The organism is bacterium (assembly GCA_013360215.1).
Classification (GTDB): domain Bacteria; phylum CLD3; class CLD3; order SB21; family SB21; genus JABWCP01.
The window spans coordinates 1-14,628 of sequence record JABWCP010000008.1 but is presented as its reverse complement, the minus strand read 5'-3'; the positions used below and the strand labels follow the sequence as shown (position 1 = coordinate 14,628).

Annotated in this window: 10 protein-coding genes; 2 read left to right on the top strand and 8 right to left on the bottom strand. The window is 46.2% G+C overall.

The annotated features are described in order from the left end of the window. Positions 1-6: 6 nt before the first annotated feature. The 8 genes from HUU58_07090 to HUU58_07055 all read right to left on the bottom strand — a co-directional run bounded on the left by HUU58_07090 (position 7) and on the right by HUU58_07055 (position 12,283). On the bottom strand, positions 7-2,400 hold the full coding sequence (locus tag HUU58_07090) for an ABC transporter permease (protein ID NUN45432.1): 2,394 nt from the start codon (positions 2,398-2,400) through the stop codon (positions 7-9). Positions 2,401-2,417: 17 nt separating this feature from the next. Beyond that, entirely contained in the window at positions 2,418-4,787 is a 2,370-nt protein-coding gene (locus HUU58_07085; GenBank protein NUN45431.1) for an ABC transporter permease, read from the bottom strand. A 33-nt stretch (positions 4,788-4,820) separates the two neighbouring features. Further along, positions 4,821-7,223: an ABC transporter permease gene (locus HUU58_07080; protein ID NUN45430.1), complete on the bottom strand. Its 2,403-nt coding sequence runs from the start codon at positions 7,221-7,223 to the stop codon at positions 4,821-4,823. A 79-nt stretch (positions 7,224-7,302) separates the two neighbouring features. Then, positions 7,303-9,675 carry an ABC transporter permease gene (locus HUU58_07075; protein ID NUN45429.1) on the bottom strand — a complete coding sequence of 791 codons (2,373 nt, stop codon included), beginning with the start codon at positions 9,673-9,675 and terminating at the stop codon, positions 7,303-7,305. A gap of 10 nt (positions 9,676-9,685) precedes the next feature. After that, positions 9,686-9,838 carry a hypothetical protein gene (locus tag HUU58_07070; GenBank protein NUN45428.1) on the bottom strand — a complete coding sequence of 51 codons (153 nt, stop codon included), beginning with the start codon at positions 9,836-9,838 and terminating at the stop codon, positions 9,686-9,688. Between the two features lie 3 nt (positions 9,839-9,841). Further along, positions 9,842-10,531 (bottom strand): ABC transporter ATP-binding protein, encoded by a 690-nt coding sequence (locus tag HUU58_07065; protein ID NUN45427.1) that lies wholly within the window; start codon positions 10,529-10,531, stop codon positions 9,842-9,844. A 27-nt stretch (positions 10,532-10,558) separates the two neighbouring features. Further along, positions 10,559-10,951, bottom strand: coding sequence for a four helix bundle protein (locus HUU58_07060; GenBank protein NUN45426.1), 393 nt, complete (start codon positions 10,949-10,951; stop codon positions 10,559-10,561). A gap of 78 nt (positions 10,952-11,029) precedes the next feature. Then, a complete protein-coding gene (locus tag HUU58_07055) occupies positions 11,030-12,283 on the bottom strand; it encodes an HlyD family efflux transporter periplasmic adaptor subunit (GenBank protein NUN45425.1) in 1,254 nt (417 codons plus the stop codon). Between the two features lie 797 nt (positions 12,284-13,080). On the opposite strand from HUU58_07055, the gene HUU58_07050 reads away from it, so the two are divergent. Both HUU58_07050 and HUU58_07045 read left to right on the top strand, forming a co-directional pair. Continuing rightward, complete coding sequence (locus HUU58_07050) at positions 13,081-13,704, top strand: hypothetical protein (protein NUN45424.1); 624 nt, start codon at positions 13,081-13,083, stop codon at positions 13,702-13,704. A gap of 3 nt (positions 13,705-13,707) precedes the next feature. Beyond that, a complete protein-coding gene (locus HUU58_07045; GenBank protein NUN45423.1) occupies positions 13,708-14,103 on the top strand; it encodes a CoA-binding protein in 396 nt (131 codons plus the stop codon). Positions 14,104-14,628: the final 525 nt, after the last annotated feature.

The window sequence follows — 14,628 nt, the reverse complement described above, 5'->3', positions numbered from 1 at the left end:
AAACATCTATTCCGATTTGAGCGATACCGCCGGATTAGTTTTCGCGGCTTTCAATGCATGATGAGTGACTGTAATAACCGTTAAAAACAAGATCGCGATAAAGGATACGATAAAGGGTTCAGCCGTCAGCTCCACACGATATGCAAATCCTTCGAGCCATTGGGATAGACCGGAATACACGGTCGGAACAGCTAAAAGCGTGGCGACAATGACCATGACCGAGAATTCGCGGGCAAACATTCCGATTATGCCCCAGATTGATGCGCCCAATACTTTGCGAATGCCGATTTCTTTGGTGCGTTTTTCAGCCATTGCTGCGATAAGGCCAAATAAACCCATGCAGCCGATGATCATGGATAAGATCGTGAATAATTTGGTTATGGCCGAAAGTTGATTTTCAAAACGATAGACGCGCTCGATACGTGTATCTAAAAAGCTATAGTCCATCGGGCGTTCCGTATCAATGTTATTCCATAAACGTTCGATGGCGCCGATGGTTTCCGGCGTTGCTTGGCCGTCAAATCGTACGGAGATGTAAGGCATCGGGAATCGGAATAATCCGATGACCATCGGTTCGATGGCTTCGTGCAAACTCGCAAAATGAAAATCTTTGACCACCCCTACGATGGGTCCGCGAACCGGGCCGCGATCGCCGCTGACGACTATGCGTCCGATAGGATTGGTCAGCCCGTACGCTCTGACGGCGGCTTCGTTTACGATATATGCACCGGCTGTGTCAGCCGGGTACTGTGCGGAAAAGTCACGCCCTTCAATAAGCTTCAGATCGTACGTTTTGAGATAATCCTCGCCTACAAAGATAAATTGTATCGGTTGGCGCTGCTCTTCTGAAAAAGAATCAAAACCGACGGACCGGATTCGAAACCCCTCGCCTGCCACCCATGAATGACGTGTGACTGAAATCACACCGGGCAATTGTTCGCATTGGTATTTAAAACGATCGTAGTTCAGGTTAGAGGCTACCGTGCTCCCGATCGCACGTATCAAAACGGTGTGATCTTTATTAAATCCAAGTTCTTTGGAGCGAACGTAGTTGATCTGAAGCTGAATGATCCAAACCGCGCTGATGAGTGCAGCGGTCACCGAAAGCTGAACAATAACCAGTATTTTTCGGAGGGGAAACCGGCGACGAAAAGCCTTCATTCTTAAATTTCGGATTGGCGCATAACCGGACAGAACCACAGCCGGATAAAAACCTGCACCGACGCCGACGACCACGATCAGAAACGCCGAAAATATAAATAAAAACGGATCCGAATAATCGAATGTGAGTTGAAGATCCGTGAATCGGTTGAGGACGGATGCCAGCACTTCGGCCAATCCCAAGGCAAGACCCAATGCAAATATACTTTGCAGAACGGATTCCATCAAAAATTGAAATATTAATTCCCTGCGGCGGGCGCCCATAACTTTGCGTACGCCGACTTCGCGCGTACGTTGTTCCGATTGAGCGGTCGAAAGGTTGATGTAGTTTACACAAGCTACGATCAAAAGAAGCAGCCCGATAATCGTAAACGTGTAGATGTAAAAAATATTGCTATTCGGTCTAATTTCTCCGCCCATTTGTGAATGAAGGTGGATATCCGTGACGCGCTGGAGCTGCATGTGCGACGGCTTGCGCGTTTGAGGAAAGTGGCGCTCGACGATCTGATGGAGTGCGGCATTAACCGATGCTTCATCGTTGATATCCTTAATGCGCAGGTATGTCCACATGGGGTAATTAAACCAGCTCTGAAAAAAATCCAAATCACCGACGTAATTTTTTACTCCGTCAAATCCCAATAATACGTTGGTATAAAAATGCGAGTTGGAGGGATAGTTTTTGAATACGCCCGTAATCTTGAAATCGGCGTAGCGTGTATTGATGCGAACGCGGATATTCTGTCCGATCACGTCGGTATGCCCGAAGTAGGCACGAGCACTGGCTTCCGATAAAACGGCGTCCGTAGGATTTTTTAAAGCATTAGCAGGACTGCCATTCAGCAGTTCGATACTCAAAAGGTCGAAAACATCCGGTTCGGCGAACATCAAATCCGGCTCGGTAAATTTTTTATCGCCCGTCAAAATGACGGCGTCTTGATCAAATCGAAATAAACGTGCCATGGATTCAATACCCGGGGATTCCCGGCGAAGGATGTCGGCGACACTGTGCGATACGGTTGCGATAGGCTGTGGAGAGCCGGTATTTTCCCGATGCAGTGCTATACGAAAAAGGCGATCGGGATTTTTTTGAAAGGTATCAAACTCCGTTTCGCGGCGAACATACATGGCAATGACCATGAAGCACGCCAACCCGGTTGCGAGACCGGCCACATTCATGATAGTGTACGATTTGTGTTTGCGCATGGTGCGCATGGCCACGATCAAAAAATTCTTTACCATAATATTATTATCCTTGATCACTCATATTTTAATGCGTTTACCGGATTGGCGCGCGCTGCTTTGAGAACACGACCTGTAATCGTCGCCAATCCGATCAGGAGAACTGCAATATTGGCCAGTATGAGAGCCGTGATTCCGACTTCCACGTGGTATCTGTAAATACTTCCCAGAAGCGCTTTGAAAAGGAAAAACCCGGCGACATCGGCGATGACGGAGGCGATCAATAAAAGAATGATAAAATCCGAATTCATCATACGCATGATCTGTAGTGCCGATGCGCCTAGTACTTTACGGATACCGATTTCCTTAGTTCGCCGTACGATATTTAGCGACACGAGCGCAAAGAGGCCCATACCGGAAATAACGATCGCCATGAGTGCTACGTAGAAAAACACGAGCATGATACTCTTGCTAAGTTCGGCCGCGTTGGCCGTTTGTGTTTCCTGATAAAATCCCTCAAAGGGCATCTCAGGAAAAAGTTTTTTCCATGTTTCTTCCACAGAATGCATCGCAGCATGGATGTTAGTTTGATCGGCCTTGACGATTACAAATCTATAACTGTCTTCTTTGGCCGCTTTAAAAACGCAGGGCAATATCGGTCGAAAAGGGCCGCGGATATAAAAATCTTCTACGACACCGATGACACGGCACGTCACCGAATCAATAACCATGGTCTGTCCGATAGGATTTCCCCAACCTTGCTCTTTGGCCATCCTGCGGTTGATCACGATCGATTCCGTCAAATCGAGCGGTTTGGATGTATCAAAGAAACGGCCTTCGGCCAACCTCAACCCGACGGTTTCAGTATATCCGGGACGTACATATAAAAATTCCGCTTCGATATCACGATCAACGACTTTGATAGTTCTTCGCCAAGATGAATACAAAATGTGATTTCGTCCGGCCGATACGCTTTCGATTGGTGCATTCTGCATGAGTGCGTTCGAAAGTACCGGATACATGGAGCTCTTCTGAATAACCACACCGATGAGCTTTTCCGGTTCATACCCTAGGTCTAAATTTTTTTGATACTCTGCATTTTGTGAAAACACGACGCTGCCGACGACGGCTATGATAGAGACCGAAAACTGTAATGTCAGCATCACTTTCATGATCCAACTCGCCGTAGTTTTGGATTGATGCCCTTGCAGAATTTTAGCCGGATTGTGCGCGCTGATGACATAGGCCGGATACAATCCGCCACCGACCGCTGTTAAGCCGACGAGCCCGATAAGAAATAACCACAAGCCGGAAGTTTTCGATTCGTCCATAGAAAGTTGAATGTCATAAAAAAGCGCATTCCATCCGGGAACCAAAAACTCAGCCAATCCGAAAGCTGCAAAGATAGCAAGAACACAAAGCAGAACATTTTCCGTCAAAAATTGAAAAATCAGCTGTGTGCGCGGGCTGCCCATTACCTTCCGAATTCCGATTTCTTTAAGTCTTGCCGTGGCCATGGCGAGCGAGGTGTTCATGTAGTTAAAGCACGACATCACGAGGAGCAGAATGGCCGTGATAAACAAAGTTATGCGTGCTGACGGCGGCGGCGCATCTTGCAAATCGTGACTCCGGAAGTTTTCTCCTTCTATGGCCAGATCCTTGAGTGGTGTGATGACGAGATGGCTTATCGGAAAACGGGTGTTGGCGGATCGAACCAATTCAATGTATTTAGATTCATTGTCTTTGATCTGTTGAATGGTTTCGGCCTGATGCACTTCGATAAAGGTCGCACCCGTCACATGACTCCAGTTATTACGTTCGTCAACGCCGAGATCCGATAGAATTTCGGTTGAAAGCAAAAAACCAAACTGCAAACTCGAGTTACGCGGAATGGTTTTTAGCACGCCGCCGATGGTATAAGTGTGTTTAACTTCATTGGCATAACTTATCGTGATGGATTGACCGACCACGTTCGTTTCGCCGAAATATTTCATCGCCATGTCATGGGTGATGATGAGATCGGTTTTGCTTTTTAAAGCATCGTAGCGACCTTGTTCCAATTCAAAGCGAAACATATCGAAAAATTGTTCGTCCGCGAAGTGTATGGACTCATTAAATACTTTATCACCGACTCGGACGATGGCTACCTGATTGGCAAATCGTACGGCGTGTTTTACGCCCGAAAAATCCCGTGCCAGTGCCGGGGCTAATGGCAGAGGAGAAATTCCAAAAATTTGATCCTGTTCATTGATCACCCGTGTGGTTCCGATGTGATAAATGCGTTCGGCGTTTTCGTGAAACTGATCAAAGTGATAACTATAATCCCAAATAAGGTAGCCGACGATGCACACCGCGATCGAAACGCTCAGGCCGAATAAATTGATAAATGTGTACATTTTTTTTCTGTACAGATTCCTGAAAGCGATGATGAAGTAGTTATGTATCATTAATTTCTCCCAAAAAAGTAAGGCGTTGACAATTTATTCGTATTTCAAAGCATCGGCCGGATTGGCACGTGCGGCACGAAATACCTGATACCCAACGGTGGCTCCGGCAATGATCAGTGAAGCCATTACCGCTGCGGCAAAAACAGCCGGGCCGAGGGTGATGCGGTACTCAAAATCTTGCAACCATTGTTGCATCGCGTAGTAAGCCAGCGGAGCGGCGATGATGAAGGCCAAAATGATCAGCGCGATAAACTCTTTTCCAAATATGAGTAGTATATCCGTGACCGAGGCGCCAAGAACTTTACGTACGCCGATTTCTTTGGTTTTTTGAGTGGCCATAAATGAAACGAGACCGAACAGGCCGAGGCAACCAATGAAAATAGCAATGCCCGAAAAAATGCGAAGCATATTGGTATAGATTTGTTCTTGCTCATAAAATTCGGCAATGGTCTCGTCCTGGAAACGTCGGTCAAATACGTATTGAGGAAATGCAGAATTCCATACTGTTTCGATGTGTCTCAAGGCTTCCGTTGCCTGTTGCATGTTGATCTTTATGGACGCCTCCTGATAAAACCGACTGTTCGTAGCAATTATGCACGGAGCGATCGGATCATGGAGTGAGGAGGCATTAAAGTCCCGCACAACGCCGACAACGCTGACGCGGCGACGTGCACCGATCTTGAGTTCAATGCCGATAGCATCCTGAGGATTAGAAAATCCGAGTTTGCGAACCATCGTCTCATTGATCAATACTTCGCGCAATGTATCACCGGCTACATAGTTCCGCCCGGCTATAAATTGTAACCCGAAAATATCCGCATAATGATCATCAGCCATTTTGAGGTCAACGTCTAATTCGATCGGTTCATCCTTTTTTAAGAAAGTGATATTGGAAGTCCAGCGGTTGCCTGAAGCGGCACTGGCGTAAGAAAAACTCACCGATTCGACGCCGGGATGGCTCTTCCATTGGTGCTCCAAACTTTCAAATAATGTTTTGGTCCGTTCATGTATCGGTACGATGACCACAGCTTCTTTATTGAAACCAAGGTCTTGTTTGTTGAAAAAATCCAACTGCGTTGTCGCAATGATCGTACCGATGATCAGCAGTTGTGAAATCGAAAACTGCAAAACGACGAGACCTTTGCGCAGATACAGGCCACCGGAATGATGCGAAGTGATCTTACTTTTGAGCGCAAGTGCAGGACCGAATCCGGATAAGACGAGCGCCGGGTAAAGGCCGGCTAAAAAGATAACCACCACCGAGAGAGCGGCTATAAACAAAAGACTGTTGGCGTTCCAGATCAAGGCGGAAGGAATAGTCAGATCCAACCATTCCATAACTTTAGGGAAACTAAATTCGGTAAGTCCGAATGTAAGAATGACTGCAAACAGCGTGATCAAAATCGTTTCACCATAAAATTGAGCGACCAATTGAAAACGATTGGCGCCTAATACTTTACGCACGCCGACTTCTTTGGCGCGTTTGACAGCTTGGGCCGTTGCAAGGTTAACGAAATTAATGCAAGCGGTTACAATCAGAAAAAATCCGATCAAACCGAGTGTGAGTAGCGTATTTTGACTTATGGTGGCGCCGGCATATGAACCGAAATGGCTGTCGTAATGAATGGCGTCAAGCGGCTGAAATAAAAAAATCCGATCAAAACCCGGTCGTATCTCCCGGTGTTTTTTGGCTTCTTCGTTCAGTTTGGTCTCGGCCGCGCGAAGGTCGAAATTCTCTTTAAATAGTACGTATGTGTTCGTATTGCTCGAGGTGGAACCCCATTCTGTTTTATTGTTGGGATACATGGCCCGCGAGGTTTCAAACGCGATCGCCATCTGAAAGGGGAAGTCGGAGTTAGCCGGAAAATCTTTGAAAATGCCCGTAACTTTAAGATCGTGCTCATTATCCAGACGAATGATTTTTCCGATGGGATTACCTTCGGGGAAATATTTTTTACTCAACGTTTGACTCAAAGCAACGGTATTCAGTTCGTCCAGAGTTTTGGGCGTGCCCTCGATCCAGGGAAAATCAAACATGTCGAAAAACTGAGGCTGAACAAATGCGATACCGCTGGTTTCGCTGAATTTTTTAGGTTCGCCGCTCTGTTGCGGGATCAGAACCTGACCATTGTACACATAGTCGGTTACGGCTACCGTTTCGATTTCGGGGAATCCCGTGCGCAGTATACCTGAAATTGGATACGGCGTGCCCATGCTCGTCGCGTCTTCCTGAGCGGCGCGTTTATCCGTCGTCGTGACGCGGTAAATGCGATCTTTGAAATGATGCTGGTCGTTGAAACTGAGGTGAAAGCGTACGATCAAAAAAATCATAAACGCGCAGGTCATACCGAGAGTCAGACCGAAAATATTAATAGACGCATATCCTCGATTGCGCAGCAAAACGCGCCATGCGGTTTGTAAATAATTTTTGATCATAGGTGTACTCCGAAATAAAAATTTTTAAAATCAAACATCGTCAAACAGAATGACTTGTTGCGATGTAGTTTCCCGTCGGTTATTCATACTTCAAAGCATGTACGGGGTTTTCCTTCGCGACGCCATATACCCGCATGCCGATTGTGATGGCTGCCACCAGACCGAATATCAATACGCTGAGTATGAAGGGTAATGCCGTGATATCAACATGCACGGCATAAATACTATTAAGCAGATTGGTAAGCAGAAAAAATGCGATCGGAAAAATAATGACCGAAGCAATACCGATCAGCCAATAGAAATCCCGATTGACAAGGTGTATCACGTGCGCTACGGATGCGCCCAGTACTTTGCGAATACCGATTTCTTTCGTCCGTTTGGCGATGGATAGCGATACCAAAGCAAATAACCCCATCGCGGCGATCATTAAGGTCATGATGGCGACATACAGAAACACGTTTTTTACTTGCTCATCCTCCGTCAGATCTTCCAGAAAAATTTCATTTTGATAAATCATGTCAAACGGTTCGTCCGGCAAAATCTCGTGCCATGTTGATTCCAATAACGGACGAATAGACAAAACGTGTTCCGGCGCTACTTTGATGGACATGAAACGGTATTCGTCGTCCGGTATCATCGTCAGGATACAAGGGTCTATGGCGCGGTGGTACGAACGGTAAAAAAAATCTTCCACGACACCGACGACAGTCAATTCTTTGTCGTTCATTTTGAGGCGCTGTCCTATAGGTTCCGTCCATCCTTGTGCCTTGACTAAGGTCGCATTGACGATGGCGCTATTTTCAGCGTCGGTCGTCATCGCACGATCAAAAGCGCGTCCTTGTTTCATGCGCAAAGCCAAAGTCTGTATGTAGTCGGAACCCACGCGCATGACGTTAGCTTGGGACGGCGCACCGTTGGATTCATAAACGACATTTCCCATGATATTGCGTCCGGCGTGATGCGCGGAACCGGCGATGGCGTGAATTCTCGAGTCCTGCCGTATTTTTTGTTCAAATTGATGAAACTGCGCGGATTGTTTGAAATACAAAGCGACGATCTGATCATCTTCGTAGCCGTAATCCAAAGTTTTGATGTATTCGGCGTTTTGTGTAAAAATAATGCCGGCGATGACCGCAAAAAGTGAAATGGAAAATTGTAATACGAGAAGCGTTTTACCCAACCAACGGTTGCCGTCTATTTTTTGAACATCTTTGAGAATGTTAACAGGTTTGAACGAACTCATGTACAACGACGGATACAGCCCTGCTAAAAGTCCGATCGAAGAGGTCAGTACGGCTAAAAAAATAACAACGCGCAGATCAGCGGAAATATCAAACGCTAATACCGTGTTGCCTTGTATGATGGAATTAAAAAATGGTATGGTAAGAGTTTCTGCAAACACGATACCTAAACCTAAAGCCGTCAGCGTGGTAATAAAATTTTCTGTCAGAAATTGTTTGACGAGTTGCCCGCGGGTTCCGCCGACGACTTTGCGAATTCCGATTTCTTTAAAACGACGTGCCGCCGAGGCCACGGCTATATTGATATAGTTAAAGCAGGCCATCAGCATGACCAGTGCGGCGATGAAAGTCAGTGTGTAAATGCCGTGCGGATTGGTACCGCCGGAAATATCACCGCGTACCTGCCACGAATTTTTAGACATCGTGAGCAGATTGTCGAGATAAAAACGCTGCGCGGGCTGATTGGGATTGCTTTCATTTTGAAGCGCCAAATATCGGGAAAGCCCCTGTTCTACTTTGAACGCATCTTCCGGACGATGCAGCTTGATAAATGTAGCGCTGACGTTGTAAGTCCAGCGATCCGCTTGGGGGTAAATATCTTTGATGTTTTCGTAATTGACGAGAAAGTTGAATGCGAAACTGGTGTTGCGGGGAAATTTTTTGGCCACACCTTTGACGACAAACTCCAAACGTTTTTCGCCTTCAAAAATCAAAGTCAACGTTTGACCGACAGGATTTTGATCGCCAAAATATTTCAGCGCTTTTTCTTCGCTCAAAAAAATGGCGTTTTTCTGAGTCAGATCGCTGCCGACACCGGAAGCCAATGAAAAGGTGAACATGGAAAAGAAATTGGCGTCGGCAAAACGAATATCTTCGTTAAAGATAAGATCGCCGCGCTTGACCACGGCATTATTGTCATCCAGACGGATAAAATCAGTGACTTCCGGAAAGTCGTTTTTAATAGCCGGGCCAAGCGGTCCTTTGGACAAACCCCAGAATTCTTCGCGGTTATTGATCAGGCGAACGTGATTGATCGTGAATATACGTTCGGCCTCGCGATGCGCGGTATCCATATTGAGCATCGTATCCACGAATATATATACCGTGATACAGCATGCGATACCCATCGCCAGTCCCAATACGTTAAAAAAAGTATGCAAAGCATTTTTTTGCATATTCCGTATCGCGATTTTCAAATAATTCCTGATCATAGTCCCCGCCTTATGTTTTTACTTCTTTCTTCACTGTTTCCCGTTTCCCGTCTGCCGTTTGCCATTTGCCGTTTCCCGTCTGCCATTTGCCATTTGCCGTTTCCCGTCTGCCGTTTGCCGTTTGCCATTTGCCGTTTCCCGTCTGCCATTTGCCATTTGCCATCTGTTATATCTTAGCCGCTTCTTTCATGTTCTCCGTCACGATGTGACCGTCGAAGAGGTGAATGATGCGGTGCGCATATTCGGCATGCGACGGGGAGTGCGTTACCATGATGATGGTGGTGCCGGCTTTGTTGAGGTCGGTCAGCAGGCGCATCACTTCTTCACCGTGCGCGGAATCAAGGTTACCCGTAGGTTCGTCGGCGAGGATCAGTTTGGGTTTGGCGACGACGGCGCGCGACACGGCCACACGCTGCTGCTGACCGCCGGAAAGTTGTTGCGGAAAGTGATTGCGGCGGTGCATGATTTGCATATGTTCCAGGGTTTCTTCGACGCGTTTTTTACGATCCGATGCCGTCATACCGAGATACAAAAGCGGCAACTCGACATTTTCATACACCGTCAGTTCGTCGATGAGGTTAAAACTCTGAAACACAAAACCGATATTGGCTTTGCGCAGATTGGAACGTTGGCGCTCGGAGTAGCGTGATACCTCATGCCCGACAAAATGATATTCACCGCTGGTCGGATTGTCGAGTAAGCCGATGATATTGAGCAGCGTGGATTTACCGCAACCGGATGGTCCCATGATTGCGACGAACTCGCTGTCGTTGATTTCAAAGTTGACGTTATTCAGTGCGGTTGTTTCCACTTCGTCCGTGGTGTACATCTTGTTTAGATTCTTGGCTTTGATCATACAGGCATCTCCTAAAAGTGATATGGATTAATTTTTCGTTAATGTTTTATGGATAGTGCTTTTTACTAATTTAGAAAGACTGGCAAATACATGGTTTAGTAGATCAGAGATAGAATGCAAATTTTCTCTGATGCAAAACTTCAGGCGTAACGCAATTTCTAATTGCGTATCAATTTCTACTAAAGAAGAACGCGCAATCTCATAGTAGCGACGTCGTTCGAGTTGAGATCGTCGTGCAGCGCCTTCGGCGATATTTGATGAAACCGACACCGCCGCTCGCCGAAGTTGATTGGTGATACCATACATCTCTGTTTTTGGAAAATTTTCTGTTATGGCGTAAATTTTAGTTACCAATTCGATACTCAGTTTCCATACATCTAAATTTTTATGACCCAAATTCAGCATACCGTTCTCATTCATTACAAAATCTCCTAATTTATTATCGCTTTCCGTCTGCCGTTTCCCGTGTCCCGTTTCCCGTCTGCCGTCTACCGTCTGCTACTTATTCAGCATGAGTTTGTCCACATCACCGTAACTGTCGTAGCTGGATGTGATGACTTGTTCGCCGGGGAAGATTCCGTCCATGACTTCAAAAACCTGCGGGTTTTGGCGCCCGAGGCGAATATTCCGTTTTACGGCAAAGTCGCCGGACGGATCTACGACAAAAATCCACTGCCCGCCGGTTTTTTGATAAAATCCGCCGCGGGGTACAAGTACGGCCTCCTGCAAATCGCCCAATTCCAGACGGATCTGCAAACTTTGGCCGCGACGAATGTCCTTAGGTGTGTCGCCTTGAAATTCCATATCCACTTCAAAACGTCCGTTCTGAACTTCCGGATAAACTTTTTTGATCACGAGATTGTACGTTTTTCCGGCGAGATCAAATTCGCCGGTCTGCCCGATCTGAATTCGTGCGATGTAGTGTTCGTCAATGCCGGCACGCACTTTAAAGCCGTCCAGCACGTCGATTTGCCCGAGGCGATCGCCGGAGCGTTTGGATTCACCAAGTTCCGCGTTGCGTGACGTGAGTTGCCCTGCGATAGGCGCGCGGATGGTAAGATTGGCGAGGTTCTCTTTGATGGTATTGAGGTTGGTTCCCATGTGCTCGATACTGGCTTCCAGCGATTGCATCTGCACGGCGCGCAAGATCGAATCCTGGCGCATGGTTTCCAATAGCAGATCGCGCCGCTTGGCGGCGTAGTCGTATTCGTCCCGTGCGGTTTCAAATTCTTGCGGCGTGGTCAGATTCTGCGATTGCAGGCCTTTCTGAATATCGTACGTGCGTTTGAGTTTCTGAATTTCATAATCCAGATTGATCAGGTCGCTTTTGTTGCGCAAACGGGTTTGTTCGTAAGATAACCGCGTATTGCGCAGGTTGTTGATCTGTTCAAATAACTGCGCTTCGCGAAACATGACATCCATTTGCAAATTGGTGTTCGTCAGTTTGAGAATCTCTTCGCCTTGTTTGAGCATCGCGCCTTCTTCGACGAAAAGTTTGTCCACACGTCCGCCTTCCATCGCGTCGAGGTAAATCGTTTTGATCGGCATGACGTTGCCGGTTACAGGTATGAATTCCTGAAACGGGCCTTTCGTCACTTTGGCGATGGTGATTTTGTCGGATTTGACATTGAGCTTCGTGGAATTGTCTCCGAAGAGAAATTGATACGCGATGAAAAAAACAAACAATGCGCCACCGCCGATGATCGCAATGCGTTTGGGAGTCCATGTCTTTTTTTCGATTTTCCGGTCCATGTTACCTGTCGTGTTTCAATGCGGTTGATAATTGATAAACCTAACTCAATACTATTTATTGTCAATTCTTGTGCCAATGGTTAAATAGTTGTTTTTAATAATTTTCATTTTATAAATAAGCACGAAAATCGTTCGCATGCGTGCAGGGGTGTACGAATCCGTACACTCAATAAATGGTTCAAATAAATACATCGTAGGAATTTTGAGAAAGTGAAGAATGGATAGAATGATCCAACAACCACAGCATCTATTAATCACATGGAGGATTAATTACTCATCGAGTAGCGTTGCTGTACCGAGACGAGGTATCACAATTAAAACGTGAAGCGCGATAAACATCCCGGGATAGGAATAACGATTTTGTAATTGAATTGGCATGGGTATAGCGACCGGTGAATGGTTCGTTGACAAATAGGCGATCCCTAAAAAAAATTATCTCAAAAGACTTTTTCATTTCTCTTTGCGGCTTTGCGCGAGCGAATAGGTGCTCGCTAAAGCGCCAAGGCGTAAAAATTATCAAAGTTTTTTTAATTGAATTGGCATGGGTATAGCGACCGGTGAATGGTTCGTTGACAAATAGGCGATCTATAAAAAATTATCTCAAAAGACTTTTTCATTTCTCTTTGCGGCTTTGCGAGAGGGAATAGGTACTTGCTAAAGCGCCAAGGCGTAAAAATTATCAAAGTCTTTTTAATTGAATTGACATGGGTATATTGCATCGAATCATTGGACGCCCGTTTTGTGTTTGTAATTTGTTACGTAGGCCATTAGATTGACGACAAAATCGGGAGCTGTGCATGTCTGAAGAAAAAAAAGAACATTTCGTAGGCCGATTAATTTTTGAACTCCTCATCGTATTTGCCGGTGTGTATGGTGCTTTTGTCGTATCGGATTTTCAGGATCAGCAACGCGCCAAACGGGCACGGATCGCATTTCTGCAGACGTTTCGCGAAGATCTGGTGCGCATGGATCGGCAAATGGTTATCCCGCGCATGCAAGTTTTGGATTCGTTGATTGTGTTTTATGAATCGGCCATGGCCGCCGGAAAAAAACCGGAATTAAAATTTCACCCTACGATTGATTTTACTTCCACGATGCTGGTAGTTCGTGCGGCGTTCAATTCGGACTATTTGGAAAATATCGAACGCGAGCATATCGTGAGTATCAGTCAGGGTTCCAATCTGATCACGTTGATCGAAAAAAAATCGGATGTTTTTCAAAACGAATGCCGCCGGTGGTTTCACGGCCCGTCGTATACAAATGATGATTTTTATGATCGCTCCGGACGATTAAAACCGGGGATGCAGTGGTACTTGGATGATATGAAAGAATTGCGACACTTATTGCAGATCCTGGATATGGCCATCATGCAAGGTGCCGTAAAATCCACGGACCATCTTTTGAAAAAAGAAATGGAGTGACCGATGAAAGATATCCTTGATCTGCTGCGCGAACCGCAGGTGACGATCGCCGTCGTGGGGGCCAATAATAATCCCAATAAATACGGCAATACGATTTATCGCGATCTTCGGCGTAAAGGGTATACGATTTTTCCTGTTAATCCCTCAGCCACCGAAGTCGAGGGGGATAAAGCCTATGCCAATCTCGCGGCATTACCCGTAAAACCGACGATCATCAATTTTGTCGTCCCTCCTTCGGTGACTTTAAATATCCTACAAGAGTGCCTGGAACTCGGACATACCAATGTATGGCTGCAACCCGGTTCGGAAAACGACGAAGTGCTGAACTTTCTTGAAACCCGGCGATTCAATTATTTAGCCAATGCGTGTATTATGATCGAGAGCCGCGTTCTGCATTGATCAGTTTTTCATATATTAAGCATCTCTGATTTTACGTTTGTTTGATCTGTAGATATATGGTTCGATCCCGATTACTGAAATTTGTAGATCAAACTGGACTTACAAAATTTTTTATGCATACTTTTTCCATTTCTGCGCGAATGACAGTGCGGGTAAGGCAAAACACACACCATTGTCTTACCGTTTCCTTGAAAGGTTACTATTCCGGCGCAAGCATGTCGTTCCCGCGAAAGCATGTCGTTCCCACGAAAGCGGGAACCCACGGAGAAGAAATAAATTCGTTAACCACAATGCTAAACCTGTGGTCACTTAGACACCCGCGTACGCGGGTGAGACAATACGAATAACTTCACGCGGCCACGCCCGTGCAAGCATGTCGTTCCCGCGAAAGCGTGTCGTTCCCGCGAAAGCGTGTCGTTCCCGCGAAAGCGGGAACCTACGGAGAAGAAATAAATTCGTTAACCACAATGCTAAACCTGTGGTCACATAGACACCCGCGTACGCGGGTGAGACAATACGAATAAC

What these genes read in the sequence shown, in the direction of transcription:
- HUU58_07055 (NUN45425.1), bottom strand. Translation starts at nt 12,283, where the DNA reads ATGGACCGGAAAATCGAAAAAAAGACATGGACTCCCAAACGCATTGCG.
- HUU58_07065 (NUN45427.1), bottom strand. Translation starts at nt 10,531, where the DNA reads ATGATCAAAGCCAAGAATCTAAACAAGATGTACACCACGGACGAAGTG.
- HUU58_07080 (NUN45430.1), bottom strand. Translation starts at nt 7,223, where the DNA reads ATGATCAAAAATTATTTACAAACCGCATGGCGCGTTTTGCTGCGCAAT.
- HUU58_07060 (NUN45426.1), bottom strand. Translation starts at nt 10,951, where the DNA reads ATGAATGAGAACGGTATGCTGAATTTGGGTCATAAAAATTTAGATGTA.
- HUU58_07070 (NUN45428.1), bottom strand. Translation starts at nt 9,838, where the DNA reads ATGGCAAATGGCAAATGGCAGACGGGAAACGGCAAATGGCAAACGGCA.
- HUU58_07075 (NUN45429.1), bottom strand. Translation starts at nt 9,675, where the DNA reads ATGATCAGGAATTATTTGAAAATCGCGATACGGAATATGCAAAAAAAT.
- HUU58_07045 (NUN45423.1), top strand. Translation starts at nt 13,708, where the DNA reads ATGAAAGATATCCTTGATCTGCTGCGCGAACCGCAGGTGACGATCGCC.
- HUU58_07050 (NUN45424.1), top strand. Translation starts at nt 13,081, where the DNA reads ATGTCTGAAGAAAAAAAAGAACATTTCGTAGGCCGATTAATTTTTGAA.
- HUU58_07085 (NUN45431.1), bottom strand. Translation starts at nt 4,787, where the DNA reads ATGATACATAACTACTTCATCATCGCTTTCAGGAATCTGTACAGAAAA.
- HUU58_07090 (NUN45432.1), bottom strand. Translation starts at nt 2,400, where the DNA reads ATGGTAAAGAATTTTTTGATCGTGGCCATGCGCACCATGCGCAAACAC.